The 18,882-nt window shown below is 65.1% G+C and carries 19 protein-coding genes and 2 pseudogenes; 10 read left to right on the top strand and 11 right to left on the bottom strand.

What is annotated here, in order from left to right; translation table 11 throughout:
• Window positions 1-266: 266 nt before the first annotated feature.
• From PVZ78_RS31785 to PVZ78_RS09365, 3 genes and pseudogenes are all read left to right on the top strand, one after another.
• Window positions 267-1,031 (top strand): annotated as a pseudogene (locus PVZ78_RS31785) (PAS domain-containing protein); the annotation flags it as partial.
• Window positions 1,032-1,034: 3 nt separating this feature from the next.
• Window positions 1,035-1,586: a methyl-accepting chemotaxis protein gene (locus PVZ78_RS31780; RefSeq protein WP_371356887.1), complete on the top strand. Its 552-nt coding sequence runs from the start codon at window positions 1,035-1,037 to the stop codon at window positions 1,584-1,586.
• Window positions 1,587-1,677: 91 nt separating this feature from the next.
• Window positions 1,678-2,217, top strand: a complete 540-nt coding sequence (locus PVZ78_RS09365; protein WP_009050344.1) for a DUF1003 domain-containing protein — start codon at window positions 1,678-1,680, stop codon at window positions 2,215-2,217.
• A gap of 1 nt (window position 2,218) precedes the next feature.
• Here the strand turns inward: PVZ78_RS09365 and PVZ78_RS09360 are convergent, their stop codons facing one another.
• On the bottom strand, window positions 2,219-3,199 hold the full coding sequence (locus PVZ78_RS09360) for a LysR family transcriptional regulator (protein WP_443218354.1): 981 nt from the start codon (window positions 3,197-3,199) through the stop codon (window positions 2,219-2,221).
• Here PVZ78_RS09360 and PVZ78_RS09355 point away from each other — a divergent pair.
• Both PVZ78_RS09355 and PVZ78_RS09350 read left to right on the top strand, forming a co-directional pair.
• Entirely contained in the window at window positions 3,198-3,917 is a 720-nt protein-coding gene (locus tag PVZ78_RS09355; protein ID WP_016704121.1) for a CTP synthase C-terminal region-related (seleno)protein, read from the top strand. The genes PVZ78_RS09360 and PVZ78_RS09355 overlap by 2 nt on opposite strands.
• Window positions 3,914-4,237 (top strand): antibiotic biosynthesis monooxygenase family protein, encoded by a 324-nt coding sequence (locus tag PVZ78_RS09350; RefSeq protein ID WP_009050347.1) that lies wholly within the window; start codon window positions 3,914-3,916, stop codon window positions 4,235-4,237. The genes PVZ78_RS09355 and PVZ78_RS09350 overlap by 4 nt, the downstream gene beginning before the upstream one ends.
• Window positions 4,238-4,268: 31 nt before the next feature.
• On the opposite strand, the gene PVZ78_RS09345 is transcribed toward PVZ78_RS09350, so the two are convergent.
• Window positions 4,269-4,601 carry a DUF2025 family protein gene (locus tag PVZ78_RS09345; RefSeq protein WP_009050348.1) on the bottom strand — a complete coding sequence of 111 codons (333 nt, stop codon included), beginning with the start codon at window positions 4,599-4,601 and terminating at the stop codon, window positions 4,269-4,271.
• Window positions 4,602-4,851: 250 nt separating this feature from the next.
• On the opposite strand from PVZ78_RS09345, the gene PVZ78_RS09340 reads away from it, so the two are divergent.
• Window positions 4,852-5,976 (top strand): glycerophosphodiester phosphodiesterase, encoded by a 1,125-nt coding sequence (locus PVZ78_RS09340; RefSeq protein WP_041984587.1) that lies wholly within the window; start codon window positions 4,852-4,854, stop codon window positions 5,974-5,976.
• 10 nt (window positions 5,977-5,986) lie between these two features.
• Window positions 5,987-6,667, top strand: a complete 681-nt coding sequence (locus PVZ78_RS09335; RefSeq protein WP_041984585.1) for a helix-turn-helix domain-containing protein — start codon at window positions 5,987-5,989, stop codon at window positions 6,665-6,667.
• 1 nt (window position 6,668) lies between these two features.
• On the opposite strand, the gene PVZ78_RS09330 is transcribed toward PVZ78_RS09335, so the two are convergent.
• Window positions 6,669-7,556, bottom strand: a complete 888-nt coding sequence (locus tag PVZ78_RS09330; RefSeq protein WP_053269735.1) for a sterol desaturase family protein — start codon at window positions 7,554-7,556, stop codon at window positions 6,669-6,671.
• A gap of 153 nt (window positions 7,557-7,709) precedes the next feature.
• Between PVZ78_RS09330 and PVZ78_RS09325 the strand changes: the two genes are divergently transcribed.
• A complete protein-coding gene (locus PVZ78_RS09325) occupies window positions 7,710-8,027 on the top strand; it encodes a PepSY domain-containing protein (protein ID WP_009050352.1) in 318 nt (105 codons plus the stop codon).
• A 62-nt stretch (window positions 8,028-8,089) separates the two neighbouring features.
• On the opposite strand, the gene PVZ78_RS31775 is transcribed toward PVZ78_RS09325, so the two are convergent.
• On the bottom strand, window positions 8,090-8,794 hold the full coding sequence (locus PVZ78_RS31775; protein WP_436253750.1) for a methyl-accepting chemotaxis protein: 705 nt from the start codon (window positions 8,792-8,794) through the stop codon (window positions 8,090-8,092).
• Window positions 8,795-9,022: 228 nt separating this feature from the next.
• Window positions 9,023-9,133, bottom strand: a pseudogene (locus tag PVZ78_RS31770) (hypothetical protein); the annotation flags it as partial.
• Window positions 9,134-9,988: 855 nt separating this feature from the next.
• Between PVZ78_RS31770 and PVZ78_RS09315 the strand changes: the two are divergent.
• Together PVZ78_RS09315 and PVZ78_RS09310 are read left to right on the top strand one after the other, a co-directional pair.
• The gene (locus PVZ78_RS09315) at window positions 9,989-11,011 is read left to right on the top strand and encodes a transporter (RefSeq protein WP_009050354.1); all 1,023 of its coding nucleotides are present in this window, start codon (window positions 9,989-9,991) and stop codon (window positions 11,009-11,011) included.
• Between the two features lie 284 nt (window positions 11,012-11,295).
• Window positions 11,296-12,912: an inorganic phosphate transporter gene (locus PVZ78_RS09310; RefSeq protein ID WP_124304063.1), complete on the top strand. Its 1,617-nt coding sequence runs from the start codon at window positions 11,296-11,298 to the stop codon at window positions 12,910-12,912.
• A 145-nt stretch (window positions 12,913-13,057) separates the two neighbouring features.
• Here PVZ78_RS09310 and PVZ78_RS09305 read toward each other — a convergent pair whose 3' ends face one another.
• The 6 genes from PVZ78_RS09305 to PVZ78_RS09280 all read right to left on the bottom strand — a co-directional run bounded on the left by PVZ78_RS09305 (window position 13,058) and on the right by PVZ78_RS09280 (window position 18,837).
• Window positions 13,058-14,380: a purine-cytosine permease family protein gene (locus PVZ78_RS09305; protein ID WP_273828596.1), complete on the bottom strand. Its 1,323-nt coding sequence runs from the start codon at window positions 14,378-14,380 to the stop codon at window positions 13,058-13,060.
• A gap of 112 nt (window positions 14,381-14,492) precedes the next feature.
• The gene (locus PVZ78_RS09300; protein ID WP_273828595.1) at window positions 14,493-15,467 is read right to left on the bottom strand and encodes a biotin-dependent carboxyltransferase family protein; all 975 of its coding nucleotides are present in this window, start codon (window positions 15,465-15,467) and stop codon (window positions 14,493-14,495) included.
• Window positions 15,464-16,336, bottom strand: a complete 873-nt coding sequence (locus tag PVZ78_RS09295; RefSeq protein WP_103330931.1) for a 5-oxoprolinase subunit B family protein — start codon at window positions 16,334-16,336, stop codon at window positions 15,464-15,466. Before PVZ78_RS09295 ends, PVZ78_RS09300 begins: the two co-directional genes overlap by 4 nt.
• Entirely contained in the window at window positions 16,333-17,721 is a 1,389-nt protein-coding gene (locus tag PVZ78_RS09290) for an acetyl-CoA carboxylase biotin carboxylase subunit (RefSeq protein WP_028683193.1), read from the bottom strand. The genes PVZ78_RS09295 and PVZ78_RS09290 overlap by 4 nt, the downstream gene beginning before the upstream one ends.
• Before the next feature lie 10 nt (window positions 17,722-17,731).
• The gene (locus PVZ78_RS09285) at window positions 17,732-17,977 is read right to left on the bottom strand and encodes an acetyl-CoA carboxylase (protein ID WP_016703886.1); all 246 of its coding nucleotides are present in this window, start codon (window positions 17,975-17,977) and stop codon (window positions 17,732-17,734) included.
• Between the two features lie 101 nt (window positions 17,978-18,078).
• On the bottom strand, window positions 18,079-18,837 hold the full coding sequence (locus tag PVZ78_RS09280; protein WP_124305179.1) for a 5-oxoprolinase subunit PxpA: 759 nt from the start codon (window positions 18,835-18,837) through the stop codon (window positions 18,079-18,081).
• Between the last annotated feature and the right edge of the window lie 45 nt (window positions 18,838-18,882).

Genomic DNA, 18,882 nt, shown 5'->3' with positions numbered 1-18,882 from the left:
GCCGCCATGCAGTTATCCCAAAAAAGCCGAGCCAGCCATTCTCGGCCGTGCAACATAACTTCCCTAAATTAACTCGCAGGCCCAGCGTCTCTCCTCAGACGTTGGGCAAGGGTACGCTCCGGACAGGGTCGTGCCCTTCCAAGGGTTATCTGCCAGTCATGGAATGCTGGCATTGAGCAGACAAGGCCGAGGCCCCGGGGCTATCGGCATGCAGGCGCAGACAACAGGGACTGACTCCAGGTTTTTCCCACTGAGCACCAGCCATCATGCTATTCAACCGCCATAACAAAACCATCGACGCCTTGCACCACACCATCGCCCAGCAAGCCAGCCTGCTCGAGGCCATCGACCGCTCGATGGCGGTGATCGAGTTCGACCTGGAAGGCACGGTCCTGCGGGCCAACGACAACTTCCTCAAGACCATGGGCTATCGCGCAGAGCAGGTCATCGGCCAGCCCCATCGCCAGTTCTGCAACGCCGAATTCACCCGCGGCAATCAATACCGCGAACTCTGGACCCGCCTGAAAAACGGCCAGTTCGAATCGGGGACCTTCGAGCGCGTCAATGCCAAAGGCCAGCCGGTCTGGCTGGAAGCCAGCTACAACCCGATCAGGGATACCGACGGCAAGGTCTTCAAGGTGGTCAAGTACGCCCTCGACGTCACCGAGAAAATCCAGCAGGAAAGCGAGTCCAGGGGCAAGCTGCACGCCATCGACCGCGCCATGGCGGTGATCGAGTTCAACCTCGACGGCAGCGTCATCACGGCCAACCAGAACTTCCTCGATCGCCTCGGCTACAGCCTTGCCGAACTCAAGGGCAAGCATCACCGGATCTTCTGCAAACCCGAGCTGGCCAACAGCAACGCCTACCAGGACTTCTGGCGGCGCCTCAACCAGGGCGAGTTCTTCAGCGGGCAGTTCGAGCGCGTCGACAAACGTGGCCAATCGGTATGGCTGGAGGCCAACTACAACCCGGTGTACGACGCCGCCGGGCGCCTGTGCAAGGTGGTGAAGTTCGCCTCCGACGTGACGGCGATGGTGGAGAAACACGCCCAGGACGCCCAGAGCGCGACCCAGGCCTACCACATCTCGGTGGAAACCCGGCAAGTCGCCGAACAGGGCACCGCGGTGATCCAGCAGGCGGCCAGCGAAATGCGTCAGATCGCCGCCAACATCGAAGACTCCTCGACCCTGATCGCCAAGCTCGGCGAGCGTTCCGAGCAGATCACCGCCATCGTCAACACCATCCGCGCGATCGCCGAGCAGACCAACCTGCTGGCGCTCAATGCCGCAATCGAAGCCGCGCGCGCCGGCGACCAGGGCCGCGGCTTTGCCGTGGTCGCCGACGAAGTCCGGCAACTGGCCGCCCGCACCAGCGGCTCGACCGCGGAAATCTCGGGGATGATCGACATGATCCAGCACGAAACCCAGCAGGCCATCAAAAGCATGGACGGCACCCGGGACCGGGCGGCCAAGGGCGTGGGCCTGGCGGATCAGGCCGGCACGGTGATCCTGCAGATTCGTGACGGAGCCAGCGAGGCGGTGCAGGCCGTGAGCATGTTCGCCAACGAGCGCGCCACGCTCTGAACCGGCGCTTATCAATCAACGGTGTCGACGCCAGGGAAGGCGTCGGGCAACGGGCTATAGTGACCGCCAGTCCCATCGCCCCGAGCCCGCCATGAACCCGACCCCATCCGAAACAGCCTCAGCCGCCCCTGTCGACCATCTGCGCTTTCACCGCCCGCATGCTCATCTGGCCCCGACCTTCGGCACCGACAGCTTTGCCCTGAAGGCCGAAGCCTTCGCCCGCTTTTTCGGCACCCCGACCTTCCTCGGCGCGCAAACCCTGATCGTGCTGATCTGGGTCGGGCTCAACCTGAGCGGCGTGACGCACTTCGACGTCTACCCGTTCATCCTCCTCAACCTGGCCTTCAGCCTGCAATCGGCCTATGCCGCACCGCTGATCCTGCTGGCCCAAACCCGCCAGGCCGCGCGCGACAAAGCCCAGACCGATGCCGATGCCCAGCACCGCGAAGCCATCGCTATCGCCAACAGCGAACGCCAGGCGCAAGCCGCGCAACACACCGCGCAACTGCTCGAACTGCTGGAGCAGAACACCCGCCTGACCGAGATGACCAAACAGCTGACCGAACGCATCGAAAGCCTGACCTCGGAAATGCACCAGCACGTCCTGCACAAGGCCCCGCCCCAGGCATGACTCACTGCGGCGCGCGCAGGCGCTGACTCAATTCGTCGAACAGCGTCACCACCGCACGCAGCGCCCGGCAGTCGGCCCGGGTCAGCAGCCAGAGCGCGGTGTTGCAGCCCGGCAGTGGATCGCTCAAGGGTTGCAGGACGCAGGTGTCATCGAGCAGGAAATCCGGCAGCACCGCCACGCCCAGTCCGGCCTTCACCAGTTCGCTGACCGCCAGCATGCTGTTGCAGCGATAGCCCGGCACCACGCCGGGCAACGCCTGCCGACGCCAGGCCACCGTGGCGTGGTCCGGGAGGAAATCGTCCGGGGCGATCCAGGTCAGCCCGGCCAGATCCTCCGTCGCCCCGACCGACTGCCGATAGCTCGGACTGGCACAGACCCGATAAGACACCGCCCGCAGCTGCCGGCCTACCAAGTGCTCGGGAGGTGTGCGCGTCAGGCGCAGGGCCAGGTCGGCGTCGCGCCGACTGAGGTTGGCAAAATCATTCGAGGTGCTGAGCTCCAGGGCCAGTGCCGGGTAACGCGGCATGAATTGCGCCAGCGCCGGCAACAGCAAGCCCTGCAACACCGAATCGGTACAGGTCAGGCGCACCGTGCCGCTGACCACCGCGCCGCCCTGCTCCACCCCGACCTGTGCCGCGTCCAGCGCCTGTTCGGCGCATTCGGCCTGCTCGGCCAGGGTGCGGGCCAGGCCGGTAGGCAGGTAGCCGGCGCGGCTCTTATCGAACAGCTGCTGGCCCAGCGCGGCTTCGAGACGACGCACCGCACGGAACACCGTGGACACATCGACCTTCAGCAACGCCGCCGCGCGGGCCAGGGAGCCGCCGCGCACCAGGGCGAGGATCAGCGACAGGTCGGGGTAGTCGAGCCGATAGTGCGTAGCTGCATTGATCACTTGGATAAACGCCAATATTGAATGCGTGAACGCCAATCTATAGTGACGGCCAGCCACCCACAAGCGTTGGCCATACCGGGAGAAGTCCATGCCGCATATCGCACGTCCGCCCACCCTGCACATCGCCCTGGTAGGCGACTACGACCCTCAGGTCATCGCGCACCAGGCCATTCCCCGGGCCCTGGAAATGGCCGCCGAGGAAACCGGCCTCAAGGTGCACTATCGCTGGATGGCCACCGACAGCCTGACCTGCGACGAGCCGTTGCAAGCGTTCGACGGCATCTGGTGTGTGCCCGCCAGCCCCTACCGCTCGATGGACGGTGCCTTGCGGGCGATCCGTTTTGCCCGCGAACAGCAGCGGCCCTTCCTCGGCACCTGCGGCGGTTTTCAGCATGCGGTGCTGGAGTACGCGCGTAACGTGCTGGGTTGGGCCGATGCCGAGCACGGCGAAACCCATCCCGAGGCCGAGCGCGCCGTGCTCACGCCATTGACCTGCGCCTTGGTGGAAGCCACCGACAGCATTCATCTGTGTGAAGGCAGTCGCATCGCCGAAGCCTATGGCGAGCGCCAGATCAGCGAGGGTTATCGCTGTCGCTACGGGGTCAACCCGCAGTTCGCGGCGCAATTGCTCGAGCACAACCTGCGCCCCAGCGGCTACGACTCGGCCGGCGACCTGCGGGCGGTGGAACTGCGCGACCATCGGTTTTTCATCGCCACCCTGTTCCAGCCGGAACGGGCGGCGCTCAAAGGCGTCGTGCCGCCCCTGGCCAGCGCCCTGCTCGCCGCTTGCCTGGAGCGCCACCCATGATCGCCCGCACACCCGAGGCGCCCTATTACGCGGTGATTTTCAGCGCCCAACGCCGCGAGCCGGACCCGGCCTACGAACAGGCCGCCGAACGCATGGTCGAGCTGGCGCAACAGCAGCCGGGATTTCTCGGCATGGAGTTCGCGCGTAACGAGGATGGCTTCGGCATCACCGTCTCCTATTGGCAGGACCAGGCTTCTATCCTTGCCTGGAAGCAGCACGCCGAACATTGCATCGCCCGTGAACGCGGGCGCAGCGACTGGTACGCGGCCTGTCATACCCGGGTGTGCAAGGTCGAACGCGCCTATCTGTTCGAACGCTGAGACCTCTCCCCCGCCAAGCGTGACGCCTGGACTATTGCGCCGCCGGCAGCCGATTGCGCACCGCCGAAATCTCCGGCAGGTCGGTGCGGCGCATGTACACGCGCAAGGGTTCGCTGATGTTGATGCGCTCGTCGATGTTCTGCTCCAGCAGCAACTGGATCAGCTCGCGCTTGAGCACCATGACCTGGCCCTCGGCGGTGGCCCAGACGAATTCGCTGGCGGGGGTGATGGCGTCGTCGGCGACGTCCATGCCGAAGGAGTCTTCGCTGAAGCGCACGATGTGCTGGCCGCTCTTGCGGTTGAACCCGACAAAACCCTTGAGCTGGTCGGCGGCCTGGCAGATGAGTTCGGATGTGATGCGCATGGTAAACCTCACTGAGTGTCCCGCAGGACAGGTGATCGATGGTTTACACGCAGGGCAAGAGTGGACTTGTTCCAGGGCTTCCCTCTGACGGGGAAACTTCAGGGCGCAAGCGTACTGCAAAGCACTACACAAAAGCGTCGGGAAATTTGCCGCAGGTGCAGATTTATGTCGGTTTCGCGATAGCACAACGGCCATTCAATTGTTAAAAGGTAGTCCTTTGAAAACCGCCCTCCACGAAAGGACCTCGACCATGCCTGCCACCTTCACCAAAAGCGCCCTGATGCTGAGCCTGATGCTTGGCCTGGGCCAGGCACAGGCCGCCAGCCCAAGCCCCACCGCACTGGCTGTCAGCCAAGGCATTCCACACCCGGCAGTGATCGCTCACCGGGGCGCGTCCTTCGATGCACCGGAGTCCACCGCCGCGGCCTACAAGCTGGCCCGCGACCTGGGTGCCGACTACCTGGAAATGGACCTGCAACGCAGCAAGGACGGCGTGCTGTTCGCCCTGCATGACAACAACCTGCAACGCACCACCGACGTCGCCAGCAAGTTTCCCGAGCGCAAGGACAGCCCGGCCAACGCCTTCACCATGGCCGAACTGAAAACCCTCGACGCCGGCAGCTGGTTCAACCAGGCCTATCCCGACCGCGCCCGTGCGAGCTACGTCGGCCTGAAGATCCTGACCCTCGACGAAATCATCGACATCGCCCAGAGCAACCCGCAGCACAAGCCCGGCCTGTACATCGAGACCAAGGAGCCCCAGCAGTTCCCCGGCATCGAGCACGACCTCAAGGAAAAACTCCAGGACCGCGGCTGGCTCAGCCCGGCTGGCTCCAAGCTGGCGAAAAGCGACCTGGCGGTAGGCCAGGGCAAAGGCAAGGTGGTGCTGCAGACCTTCGAGAAGAGCAGCCTGGAACTGCTGCAGAAAGAAATGCCCAAGGTGCCGAAGATCCTCCTGCTGTGGATCGGTGAAGGCGGCATGCAGCCCAAGTCCGACGTGACCTTCGCCAACAGCGGCGAGAAGGACAAGGCAGCCTACTACGCCAAGCAGGAACCCAAGGACAAGGCCGAGTTCGAGCAGTGGGTCAGCTACGCCAAGGCCCAGGGCGCCATCGGCACCGGCCCGTCGGCAGCACTGACCAATGGCGGCGACCAGAGTTACTTCGACCTGGTGCAACCCTGGATGAACCAGTTCACCCACGACCAGGGCCTGCTGGTGCACGTCTACACCATCGATGAGCCGGTGGACTTCAAGAAGGTCCTGGACTCCGGTGTCGACGGCATCTTCACCAACCGCGCCTCGGAGCTGCTCAAGTACGTCAAGCGTCCGGCCAGCGGCAGCGTGAGCCAGCTGCTCGAGGCCAACGGCTACTGAGCCGGTCGCCGTGCGCACGCCCGAGTGGACAGGCCAGCTGTGGCTCGGGCGTGACTACGGACTGATCCAGGGCGAGCTGGGGCGCACCGCGCCCCACGCCCACTACGCCCATCAACTGATCCTCGCCCCCGCTGCGCCGGTCACCGTCAGCCTCGACGGCCAGCCCTGCACCGCCCGCCACGTGTTCATCCCGGCCATGCAACGGCATGCCATCCTCGACGCGCCCGGGACCCTGTTCACCCTCTACGCCGAACCGCTGACGATTGACGCCCAGGCCCTGCAACACAGCCTGCTGGGTGTCGAGCTGACGCTGCCGGCGCTAGCCGAGGCGCTACAGCGTTGCCCGCGCCGAGTCTTGCAGGACCGGCGGATCGAAAAGGCCCTGGCCGCCCTCGACCGACAATTAGCCGGCAAGGTCTCGGCCAGCGCTCTGGCGGCCCATGCGCACCTGTCCCTGAGCCAGCTCGAACGGCTGTTCAGCGGCCAGCTCGGCTTGCCGGTGCGGCGCCTGGTGCTGTGGCGGCGCCTGCGCCTGGCGATGGGCCTGGTGCTGGCGGGCCAGGCCATCACCGAGGCGGCCCATGGCGCCGGCTTTGCCGATTCCGCGCACTTTTCCCGCACCCTGAAAACCCTGTTCGGCGTCACCGCACGCCAGGCCCTGCAACACATCGAGCTGCGCCTGCTGGACTGACTCAACGCCGCAGCGGCAAGGGCACCGGCGGTTCCTCATGGACGGCTTGCCTGCTGAAGGGGGCGAGCAATTGTTGCCAATACGCCTGCGGATAATCCGGCTGGCTACCGATGCCCAGGTCGCCTTGGCGCATCGGGTAGGTCGAGGAGTAAAACGCCGTGCCCAGCAGCCAGTCCCAGACATTCAAGAACAGGCCGAAATTCACATTGCCGGCGGTGCCGTACTTCATGTGGTGAAAGCGGTGCATCGGCGCCCAGGCGAACACCCAGCCCAGGGGACCGGGGCGCATGTCGACATTGGAGTGCTGCAACAGCAGCTGGATGGCGATGGCAAATGCGAGCAACTGCGCCACCGGCAAGGGGACTCCCAAAAACAGCAGTGGCAACAGCCCGGCGCTGGCTTCCAGCAGTTGATGCAGCGGGTGTTTCATCAAGCCATTGAAGCCATACAAGCGCTGCACGCTGTGATGCACCGCGTGCAGGCGCCACAGCCAGGACAGCCGGTGGCTGAAATAATGCGCCAGGGTCAGGCCGCAGTCGGCGATGACAATCGCCAGCGCCAGCTGCGCCCACAGCGACCAGCCGCGCGGCCACAGCCCATCGAACGCCAGCAGGCTCACCAACCCCGGCAACAGCAGCAACCCCAGGGCGTTCAGGCTTTCATTGACCAGCGCGTGCAACACGTCGCGCAGGCGATCCTGCTGTGGGCGATTCCAGTCCACCTCATAGGGCACCCACCACTCCGCCAGGAAGGACACCCCGAGCGCCCCGGCAAACACCAGCAGCAACCAGCCCGGAGCGAGCCCCGGCGTGCCGATCACCCACACGCCAGCGCCGATGAAGCCGGCAAAGAACGCCGGACCGTACAAGCCTTTGATCATTGTTTTCATCACTGCCTCTCCTGTTCGAGAGCACAGCTTGAAATACCCGAGGGGCACTGGAATTGAACAAACGGCGCAAAGCTTGCGCTGAATTAAGGGTGAATTAAGTTGTGCCGGCTAATCTGAACCCACTCAAAACGAATCACCCCAAGGAAAGACACTATGAAAACGTTGACTGCCCTGTTCGCCGCGACCGCCCTGACCCTGACCGCTGGCCTGGCCCAGGCCGACGTGCGCCCGGACCTGATCCCGGGCCTGCTCAAGGCCGGCACCATCATGGACCTGGAAAAACTCAACCAGGCGGCACTGGCCGAACACCCTGGCACCACCGCCGCCAGCATCACCGACACCGAACTGGAACAGACCGCGGCCGGTGCCTACGTCTACCAGGTGGAACTGCGTGACGCCAAGGGCGTCGAGTGGGACGTCGATCTGGATGCCAAGACCGGCAAGGTCCTGAGCAACAAGCAAGACAAGTAATGCTTCAATACAAAAAAGCCGCGTGCCCGAAAGGCCACGCGGCTTTTTTATTCACCGACGCATCAGGCACTCAGGCGTGCCGTCACCTCGTTCAACTGCCCCGACAGCTCGTGCAGGTTCTGGCTGGCGCGTTCGGTGCGTTGCACGTTATCCAGGTTGGTGCTGGCGATCGAGGTGATCTCGGTCAGGTTGCGCGAGATGTCCTCGGCCACCGAAGTCTGCTCCTCCGCCGCCGTGGCGATCTGCCGGTTCATGTCGCGGATCGCCTCGACCGCCTCGGTAATCCGCTCCAGCATGGCGCCGGCCTGGGTCACCTGCTCGACGCTGGCATCGCTGCGCGCCTGGCCACTCTCGATCGCATGGGCGGCGTCCAGCGCGCCGGTCTGCACGCTCTGGATAATCTGGTTGATCTCGATGATCGATGCCGCGGTGCGCTGCGCCAGGCTGCGTACCTCGTCGGCGACCACGGCGAAACCACGTCCGGCCTCGCCGGCCCGCGCCGCCTCGATGGCGGCGTTGAGTGCCAGCAGGTTGGTCTGTTCGGCAATGCCGCGGATCACTTCCAGGACCTTGCCGATACGCCCGCTGTCGGCTTCCAGGCGGCGGATCACCTCGGCGGTGTTGGCGATTTCACCGCGCATCAGTGTGATGGTGTGGATGGTGCCCTGCATCACCTGCTCGCCCTGCTGGGCCGACAGGTCGGCGTCATCGGCGGCCCGCGCCGCATCCGCCGCATGGCGTGCCACTTCCTGGGCGGTGGCGGACATTTCGTTCATCGCCGTGGCAACCTGGTCGGTGCGGTTGAACTGATCGTTGGTGCCCTGGGACATCAGGGTGGCAATGGCATTCAGCTCGCCGCTGGCGCTGTCCAGGTCGGACCCGCTGCGCTGCAGGCGGCTGAAGGTTTCGGCGAGGAAATCACGCAAGGTGTTGGCGGCCACTGCCAGCTTGCCCAACTCGTCCTGGCGGCTGCTGGCCACGCGCTCGGCAATCCGCCCACGGCTGAGTTGCGCCACGTAGTCGATCAACTGGCGGATCGGTTCCACCAGGCTGCGGTTGACCAGCCACAGGCTCAGCAGGCCGATCAGCAAGCCCGAGACCAGCATCACCAGCAGGCCGATCCACACCGTGCGCTGGGCGCCGGCGCTGATGTCCCGCGACTGTTCGCTGCCCTGCTTGCGCAGCTCGCTCACCAGTTCGCTCATCTGCTCGCTGGCGGCGCGGTCCACGCCCTTGACCGCGGCGTCGCCGGCGGCCGGATCGGCACCGGCGGCGACAAAGGCATCGCGACCTTTCTGGTACGCCGTGCCCAACACCCGGTGCTCTTCACGCAAGCGCTCGATCCGGCCCTTGAGCGCCGCATCGATGCCCGGCTCCGCCGCCAACTGGCCAAGAATGCCCTGCACATCGCGCTGGCGATCCTCGAACTGCTGCCAGTATTTGCTCAGCTCGGCGCTCTGCTTGCCACGCAGCAACACGTTTTTCCATTCCTGCACCTGGACCTTGAATTGCAGGTTGGCTTCATCGAGCAACTGCGAGGTGCGCAGCGGCCCCTCGATCAGCTCGCGATAACCTTGCACGCCATTGGACAGGAAGTGAAAACACGCCAGCGCGATCAACAGCATCGCCAGCAGGCTGCCGCTCAACAAAGCCAGGACTTGCGCTCTCAGGGATTTTTGCAAGGACATCGAATGAGATCTCTCAACAGGGATAGAGCACGCCCGAGGCGGGCATGGGTAGCGTGCGAACATCCCTGTCAGGCGAACCGGGGCCAGCCGGTCGCGCGGTCGTCGTATGCGTGATCGGCCTGAAAGAGGCATTCTTGAGGGCCTCCGACAGCCGGTTATAGGTGCTGAATGTTGCACTTCAAACCGTCACAAAATGGTCATGCGGCCTTGCGATGATCGGGCTCAAGTGAACCTGTAAACCGCCTACAGGTGCCTTCCCTCCTGCGAGCCTCCATGAACCACAGCATCGACCATGCCCATCGCGATTCGGATCTGTTCGGCCTGCTCTACGGCTTCGCGTTTCGACCCGGCGAGCGGGGTCGCGAACTGGATTCGGCCAAGGCCCTGCAAGCCTTGCAACAGCCGGACGATGGCGAGGAATTTGTCTGGCTGCACCTGAACCTGGCGCATGCCGCCTGCGAACGCTGGATGCAGACCCACCTGGCGCTGCCGGAAGAATTCTTCGAGGCCTTGCACGAAGGTTCGCGCTCGACCCGCATCGAGCATGTGGATTCGGCCCTGCTGGCGGTGGTCAACGATGTGGTGTTCAACTTCGGCAGCATGGTCTCCTCGGATATCTCCACCCTGTGGGTCTGCGTGCGCAGCCGGTTGATCGTCAGCGCGCGCCTGCAACCCCTGCATTCGGTGGACAAGCTGCGCTCCTCGGTCAAGGCCGGCGAACGTTTCCGCTCGCCCCTGGAACTGCTGGTGCACCTGCTGCGCGACCAGGGTGAAGTGCTGACCCAGATCGTGCGCAAGACCAGCCTCAACGTCGACCAGATCGAAGACCAGTTGCTGGCCGCGCGGATCTCCACCAACCGCGCGGAACTGGGGGCCATGCGCCGGGTGCTGGTGCGCCTGCAACGCCTGCTGGCGCTGGAGCCGGGCTCGCTGCTGCGGCTGCTCAACCGGCCGCCGCCATGGTTGCAGAAGGAGGACGTCAAGGAGCTGCGCAAATCCACCGAGGAGTTCGCCCTGATCATCAACGACCTCACCGCCCTCGGCGAGCGGATCAAGCTGTTGCAGGAAGAGATCGCCGCCAATATCAACGAACAGACCAACCGCACCCTGTTCACCCTGACCGTGGTCACGGTGCTGGCGCTGCCGATCAACATCATTGCCGGCTTCTTCGGCATGAACGTCGGCGGCATCCCCTTCTCCGGGGATCCGGAAGGTTTCTGGATCCTCGTCGCGCTGGTCGCCACCTTCACCGTCATCGCCGGCCGCTGGGCGTTTCGCAAGCGCCAGGATATGTAGGCCCCATTCCCTGTAGCCACTGCCGCAGGCTGCGCAAGGTCCGCAGGACCTCTGGCGATTTCGAGGCCGCCACGGCCGGCCCAGACCGATCGCAGCCTGCGGCAGCGGCTACCGACGCCATCGCGGGCAAGTCGGATCGCCGCCCGCTCGCTCCTACAGAAAAGGGCGCGGCTTCTTGACCAGTGGTTAAAGGATTCACCCAAACACTGACCTGAGGCAGTCTCTCTGTAATATTTGGCAACGATCATGGGCGACACTCCTTTCTCCCACAGGATTGTCCGGCAATGGCCACCCCTTCACTGACCGCCGCCTCCCCTTCCCCCGTCCTCGAAGCCAGACCGCAGCTGGATAAAAAAGCCAGTCCCTTCACCCTCGTGGTGTTCTTCGCGATCCTCGCCATGGGCCTGTTGTTCACCGCCTACAGCCTGATGCACGACATGCACGAGCTGGGCACCACGGTCACCACCTGGACCCCGTTCCTGCTGCTTGGCGTGGCGCTGCTGATCGCCCTGGGTTTCGAATTCGTCAACGGTTTCCACGACACCGCCAACGCCGTGGCCACGGTGATCTACACCCACTCGCTGCCGCCGCATTTCGCGGTGGTCTGGTCGGGTTTCTTCAACTTCCTCGGTGTGCTGCTGTCCAGCGGCGCGGTGGCCTTCGGCATCATCGCCCTGCTGCCGGTGGAGCTGATCCTGCAGGTCGGCTCGTCGGCCGGCTTCGCGATGATCTTCGCCCTGCTGATCGCCGCCATCCTGTGGAACCTCGGCACCTGGTGGCTGGGCCTGCCGGCCTCGTCGTCCCACACCCTGATCGGCTCGATCATCGGCGTCGGCGTGGCCAACGCCCTGATGCACGGCCGCGACGGCACCAGCGGCGTGGACTGGAGCCAGGCCACCAAGGTTGGCTATGCCCTGTTGTTCTCGCCGCTGATCGGCTTCGCCTTCGCCGCCCTGCTGCTCCTGGCCCTGCGCCTGTTCGTGAAGAACCGCGCGCTGTACAAGGCGCCCAAGGGCAACACCCCGCCGCCGTGGTGGATTCGCGGCATGCTGATCGTCACCTGCACCGGCGTGTCCTTCGCCCACGGCTCCAACGACGGCCAGAAAGGCATGGGCCTGATCATGCTGATCCTGGTCGGCACCCTGCCCATGGCCTACGCGCTGAACCGCACCATGCCGGCCGACCAGGCCCTGCAATTCGCCGCCGTGGCGCAAGTCACCCAGCAAGCCCTGGTGAAAAGCGCCCCGCAACCGGCCCCCACCGACCCGCGCGCGGTGCTTTCCGACTATGTGCGCAGCAAGGAAGCCACGCCGCAGCTGGTCCCGGCCCTGGCCGCCCTGACCGGCCATATCGGTGACGAAGTGAAGGGCTACGGCTCCCTGGCCAAGGTGCCGGCCGAAGCCATGGGCAACGTGCGCAACGACATGTACCTGAGCAGCGAAACCATTCGCCTGATGGACAAGAACCAGGTCGGCGATTTCGACGCCGACACCCAGGGCAAGCTGCAACTGTTCAAGCAGCAGATCGACAACGCCACGCGCTTCATTCCGCTGTGGGTGAAGATCGCCGTGGCCATCGCCCTCGGCCTGGGCACCATGGTCGGCTGGAAACGCATCGTGGTCACCGTCGGCGAGAAGATCGGCAAGACCCACCTGACCTACGCCCAGGGCGCTTCGGCGGAAACCGTGGCAATGCTGACCATCGGCGCCGCCGACATGTTCGGCCTGCCGGTGTCCACCACCCACGTGCTGTCTTCAGGTGTGGCCGGGACCATGGTCGCCAACGGCGGCGGCCTGCAGATGCAGACCATCCGCAACCTGCTGATGGCCTGGGTGCTGACCCTGCCGGCGGCGATCCTGCTGTCCGGCAGCCTGTACTGGCTGTTCACCCAATTGTTCTGAACACTACCTCTCCTGGTAGGAGCGGCCGGTCGACGCTCGATTGCCCGCGATAGCGTCAGTGGTCACTACACCGTTCAAGGATTCGAAGCGGGTGGTGTCTGTCGCAGCCTTATCGCGGGCAAGCCTCGCTCCTACAGATCGGATCTCAGCTGATGGCAGGCAATCTGCCGCGGCTGCGGCTGGACAGGCCCGCCTGCAAGACAAACGCCAGCACCCCGGTCAGCGGCGCAGAAAAACTCGCCAGCCCGCCGCCGGCCCACATCAGCAACAGGCCCAGGGCGGTCCCGCCGAACCAGGCGCCCAGCCCCGCGCCGTTGAACGCCGCGACGCGCTCGATGGCCGCCACCTCGGTGCGCCCGGACAGGATCTGCGCCAGCGCCACGCCAACCCAGGCGACAACGAAGATGCCCTGGTAGGCCAGTGCCTTGAGCAGATAGGCGAACACGTCCGCCAGCATCAGGACATAGACGATCACTCCCACCGCCAGAGCCCACACCAGGTATGAACCGCGCACGCCGAAGCGGCCGAAGAACGCCTGCATGTTCAGGGTCGCCAGGTAGTAATTGGCGGTGTTGATCCGGGTTTGCGTGGCCCAGACGAACAGCAGCCCCCACAGCCCCATGAGTTGCAGGATCGCCATCACCACCGAGACTTCGTTGAGCGCGCCTTCGTGGGGAATGCTGCTGACCAGGTAGATGCCCGCCGCGCCGTTGAGCAGGAAAGTCACCGCGTAGAACGGCATGCCGAAGTTCCAGCGCCCGTGGTAGCCGGCGTCTTCAGGCTTGCCGAAGCGCGCGTAGTCGAAGGTGAACAGCATCAGGATCCACACCCCCATGTACGCCACGAAACAGTCCCACCAGGCAAAGGCGCCGGGGCTGGCCGGGCCGAAATCCAGCCACTGCGGTTGGTAGCCATAACGCGCGATCGACAGCCCCACCGCCACCAGCAGCCCGCCCAGGTACACCGGCAGCAGCACCCCGTTGAGCTTGTCCAGCCAGTGCTGCACGCTGCCCAGAATGAGCGGCACGCTGTACAGCACCACCAGCAGGGCCGCCAGCGGATACACCAACTGCGGGTACAGATGATTGAGCGCCACGGCGATCACCGAGCCTTCGAACACTGCGTAGTAGATCGCCGTGGAGAAGAAGATCAGCGTCGCCAGGCAGGCCCCGCTGCTGCCGAACAGCAGCCGGGAAAACAGCGCCACCGACAACCCGCTGCGCATGGCGAAACGGCTGAGTACGCTGTTGACCAGGCCATAACAGAGCACCGACAGCAGCATGCCGATCAGCGCATTGCGGGTGCCGTGGGCCAACGCCAGGGACGCACCGACCACGATGTAGAACATGGCGCTGCACACGGCCCACCAGGCCATGGTCAGCGACAGCTTGCCCATGCGCACATCCGCGGCGACAGGGAGATTGGCCGGGTCCTGCCCGGTTTGATTCGCTTGCGATAAAGCAGCCATATGCGTGAACTCCAGGACCAGTCAAAGGTTGAAGCGCGGGCAGCCGCCACCGCACCGAAGCGCGGTGGCGACCAACCTTTTGGCATTTACCCGCGCCAGGCGGCGGGCAGAATCAGGAAGGGAACAGCTTGCTCAGACAGGCGAGCTTTTTCTTGTAGGAGCGCCGGGCCTCCAGCGCTTCTTCCAGGGGCACCGCGACGAAACGGGCCTTCTGGTTGGGTTGCATCTGCCCGATCAGGTCGAGGTCGGCGCTGATCACCGTGCCGATCATGGCGTAGCCGCCACCGGACACAGCATCGCGGTGCAGCACTATGGGTTCGAGCCCGGCGGGCACCTGGATCGAACCTATGGGGTAACAGCTGTCGACGATGTTCGACGGATCGGAACCGGCGCCGAACGGCTGCTCCCGTGGCTGGAAGCCCAAGGCGCTGCCGCCCTTGAAGCGATAGCCGATGCGGTCGGCTTCCGAACCTACGGTCCAGGGCTCGGCAAAGAAGCTGGCCTTGGCCGCGTCGGTCAGGCGCTCGTAGTACAGACCGGGCACCACCCGCAGGCTGATCTCGCCGCCCAGCGCCTGGCGCAGGGCCATGGGCAGGCTGGCTCCCGGCCGGCTCTTCGCGCTGTCGATACCCACCGGCAACTCGTCCCCCGCCACCAGCCGCCGCCCCTGGAAACCACCGAGGCCGCCCAGGGCATAGGTCGAGCGACTGCCCAACACCAGCGGCACATCGATGCCACCGGCGACCGCCAGGTAGGCCCGGGCGCCAGCCTTGGGAAAATCGAAGCGCAGCACTTGCCCGGCCTTGACCGCAAAGGCGGTGTCCAGGTGCATGTCCACGCCATCGACCCTGGGTGTCATGTGGGCGCCACAGACCGCCACCAACGCATCGCGGGTGAATACCAGTTCCGGGCCGAGCAATGTGCACTCCAGCCCCGCCGCGCCAGCCGGGTTGCCCACCAGCTGGTTGGCCGCGCTCAGGGCGTACTGGTCCAGGGCCCCGGACGGCGGAATGCCCAGGTGGTAGTAACCTTCGCGGCCCAGGTCCTGCACCGAGGTAGCCAGGCCGGGTTTGATGACCTTGATCATGCCAGCACCTCCTGCAACGACTTGGGATAACCGACCGGGTCGGCGAGGAACGCATCCAGGGAGAACTCCACCGGACGGATGCGCAGGTCGAACCGCCCGGCCTCGACCTCGGCCACCGCCCGGTCATAGGCCTCGCGGTCCATGGGCTTGAACTGCACGATGTCGCCCGGACGGAAGAACACCATGTGTTCCTTGAAGTACGCCAGGTTCTGCTGCGGGTCGTAGATCGGCGCCGGGGTGACGCCGAACATCTGGTAGCCGCCGGCGCCGCGCACCGAGTAGATGCAGCCGAAACAGCCACCGTGGCCGAGGGTCAGCTTTGGCGTGTCGGTGCGCGGCCGCAGGTACTTGGGCACCTGCAACTGGCGCTCGCGCTCGACCATCTGGAACATGAACGGCAGGCCGGCGACGAAACCCACCATCGACACGAACCAGGGCGCGCCACTGTGGGCGGCGATAAACGCCTCGACGTCCGCCAGGCCATTGATCCGCGCCGCGTACTCCAGGTCGGTAGCGCTCGGGTCCTGGTGCCGGTCGCGAAAACGCATCAGGGTTTCATGGGTCCAGGGATCGTTGTACAGCACCGGGATCTCGATGATCCGGGTGTGCAGGGTGCGTTCGGCCACCGCCTCGGCCTCGGCCCCTTGCACGGCTTCGAGCAGTGCGTGGGGGGCAATGCGGTCGGGGTCGAAACGGATCTGGAACGAGGCGTTGGCCAGGCACACATCGAGTACGCCATCGAGCTCCAGCCGCTCCACGGCGCGGGTCACCGCCATGCCCTTGAAGAAGGCTTCCAGGGACATGCTGTCGCTGACCTCGGCGAACAGGTGCTCGTCAGCGCCGAAGCTGTAGCGGATCGCGGTGTTCATGCGGCACCTCCCATACGGCGTGCGGCCAGCCAGGTTTCCAGGGTGCCGGTATGGAAGTCGGCGTGGTGCAGCCAGGGCTCGGCGAGCAGTTCCCGGTGCAGGCCCAGGGTGCTGGCCATGCCAGTCAATGTGCAGTGTTCCAGGGCGATCCGCGCCCGGGCCAGGGCCTCGCCACGGTCGCGACCATGGACGATCAGCTTGGCCAGCAGCGAGTCATAGTACGGCGGCACGCGGTATCCCGGGTACAGATGGCTGTCGACCCGCACCCCCGCCTCCTGCGGCCAGATCAACTCTTGCACCACGCCGGGGCTGGGGAAGAAGTCCCGGGCCGGGTCTTCGGCGTTGATGCGCATCTGCAAGGCCGCGCCATTGAGGCGGATATCGCTTTGCCGTAACCCCAGCGGCTCGCCGCCGGCAATGCGCAACTGGGCCTGGACCAGGTCGATGCCGGTCACCAGCTCGCTGACCGGATGCTCGACCTGGATCCGCGTGTTCATCTCGATGAAAAAGAACTCGCCGCTGCTCTCGTCATACAGGTATTCCAGGGTGCCCGCGCCCCTGTAGCCAAGGGCTTCGCTGAGGCGCACGGCGCTGGCGCACAGGGTTTCCCGCTGCAGGTTGTTGAGGGCCGGCGATGGCGCTTCCTCGAAGATTTTCTGCCGCCGCCGTTGCAGCGAACACTCACGCTCGAACAGGTGCACCGCGTGCTTGCCATCGCCCAGCACCTGCACTTCGATATGCCGGGCCTTGCCGATAAAACGCTCCAGGTACAGCGCGCCATTGCCGAAGGCGGTCTGCGCCTCGCGCTGGGCACGGGGGAATTCTTGCGCCAGTTGGCTGGCGTTTTCCGCCAGGCGAATACCCCGTCCGCCGCCACCGGCCGAGGCCTTGATCAGCAGCGGAAAACCCACGGCCTCGGCGGCTTGCAGGGCCATGTCGAGTTCGAACAGTTCCCCGGGCGAACCCGGCACCACCGGCACCCCGGCGGCCTGGGCAGTGCGCCGGGCTTCGGCCTTGTCGCCCATGCGGCGAATGGTGTCCGGGCTCGGCCCGACGAAGATCGCCCCCGCCGCTTCCACGGCTTCGGCAAACTCGGCGTTCTCCGAGAGAAACCCGTAGCCGGGGTGCACCGCATTGGCGCCGCTGGCCTGCAAGGCGCCCAGCAACGCCTGCACGTTCAGGTAGCTCTGGTCGGCGCGAGCGGGGCCCAGCACCTGCACCTCATCGGCCAGGCGCGCGGCCATGGAGTCGACGTCCGCTTCGCTGCACGCGGCCACGGTGGGGATACCCAGGGCCTTGGCCGCGCGAATGATGCGCACGGCGATTTCGCCACGGTTGGCCACCAGCAGTTTGCTGATGGCTTGAGTACTGATGGTTCGAGTCATGGGCCTGCCCTCACTGGTCATCAAGCGTGGCAACGACCTGACCCGGTTCCACCGGATCGCCGTCCTGTACCGCGAAGGCCGTGAGGCGACCAGCCGTCCCGGCGGTCAGTTCGGAAAACTGCTTCATGACTTCGATCAGGCCAATCACGGTGTCGGCGTCGACGCGCTCGCCAACCTCGACGAAGGGCGCCGACTCGGGCGTGGCCTTGCGATAGAAGGTGCCCGGCAAGGGGGTGATAACGGAATGTTCGGCCATGTCTGTTCCTCTTGGAATAGTTGTAGAAAGGCAGGCAAAAAATCTTCGGCGAACCCCGGCGTCTTCGCGCCTGGTGTTATGGATGAGGATCGCGGATGGACTCAACGCGGCGCACGCACCTCGATCCCGGCCTGGTCCAGGGCGGCGCGGGTGGCCTCCACCAGGCACAGGGCGCCAGGGGTGTCGCTGTGCAGGCAGATGGAGTCGAACTCGATCTCCAGGTCCTCGCCCTCCACGGTGCGCACCAGGCCTTGCTGGCAAGCGCGCACCACACGGGCGGCGACTGTGGCCGGATCGAGGGCGCGCACGTTGCGGGTGAAGACGATGGAGCCGCTGAGGTCGTATTCGCGGTCGGCGTAGAACTCGCGGATCACTGGCTGGCCCAGCTCCCTGGCGACCCGCCAGATCACCGAACCGGGCATGCAATACAGCAGCAGCCCGGGTTCCAGGACTTGCAGGTGTTCAACCAACAAGCGGGCGGCTTCTTCATCCCGCGCCAGGTGCATGTAGAGCGCGCCATGGGGCTTGATGTGTTGCAGCGCCACGCCCTGGACCCGCGCCAGTTCGCGCAGGGCGCCGAGCTGATAGAGCATGTCGTCCACCAGTTCCTGGGCCGGGGCATTGATGTGCCGGCGGCCGAACCCCACCAGGTCGCGGAACCCCGGATGGGCACCGATGGCCACACCCAGACGCTTGGCCTGCTCGACGGTACGCCGCATGGTGCCGGGGTCGCCGGCATGAAAGCCGGTGGCGATATTGGCCGAGCTGATGAAGCCCATCAGCTCGTTGTCGACGCCATCGCCGATGGTCCAGGGGCCAAAGCTCTCGCCCATGTCCGAATTGAAATCCACTGCCTGCATCGCTGTTGCTCCAACTGCTCGTGACTTCGTGCAGTGGAAATTACG

The organism is Pseudomonas sp. SBT1-2, assembly GCF_028640875.1.
Taxonomy (GTDB): domain Bacteria; phylum Pseudomonadota; class Gammaproteobacteria; order Pseudomonadales; family Pseudomonadaceae; genus Aquipseudomonas; species Aquipseudomonas chlororaphis_I.
The sequence above is the reverse complement of the archived record's forward strand: the minus strand, read 5'-3'. Positions and strand labels throughout refer to the sequence as shown.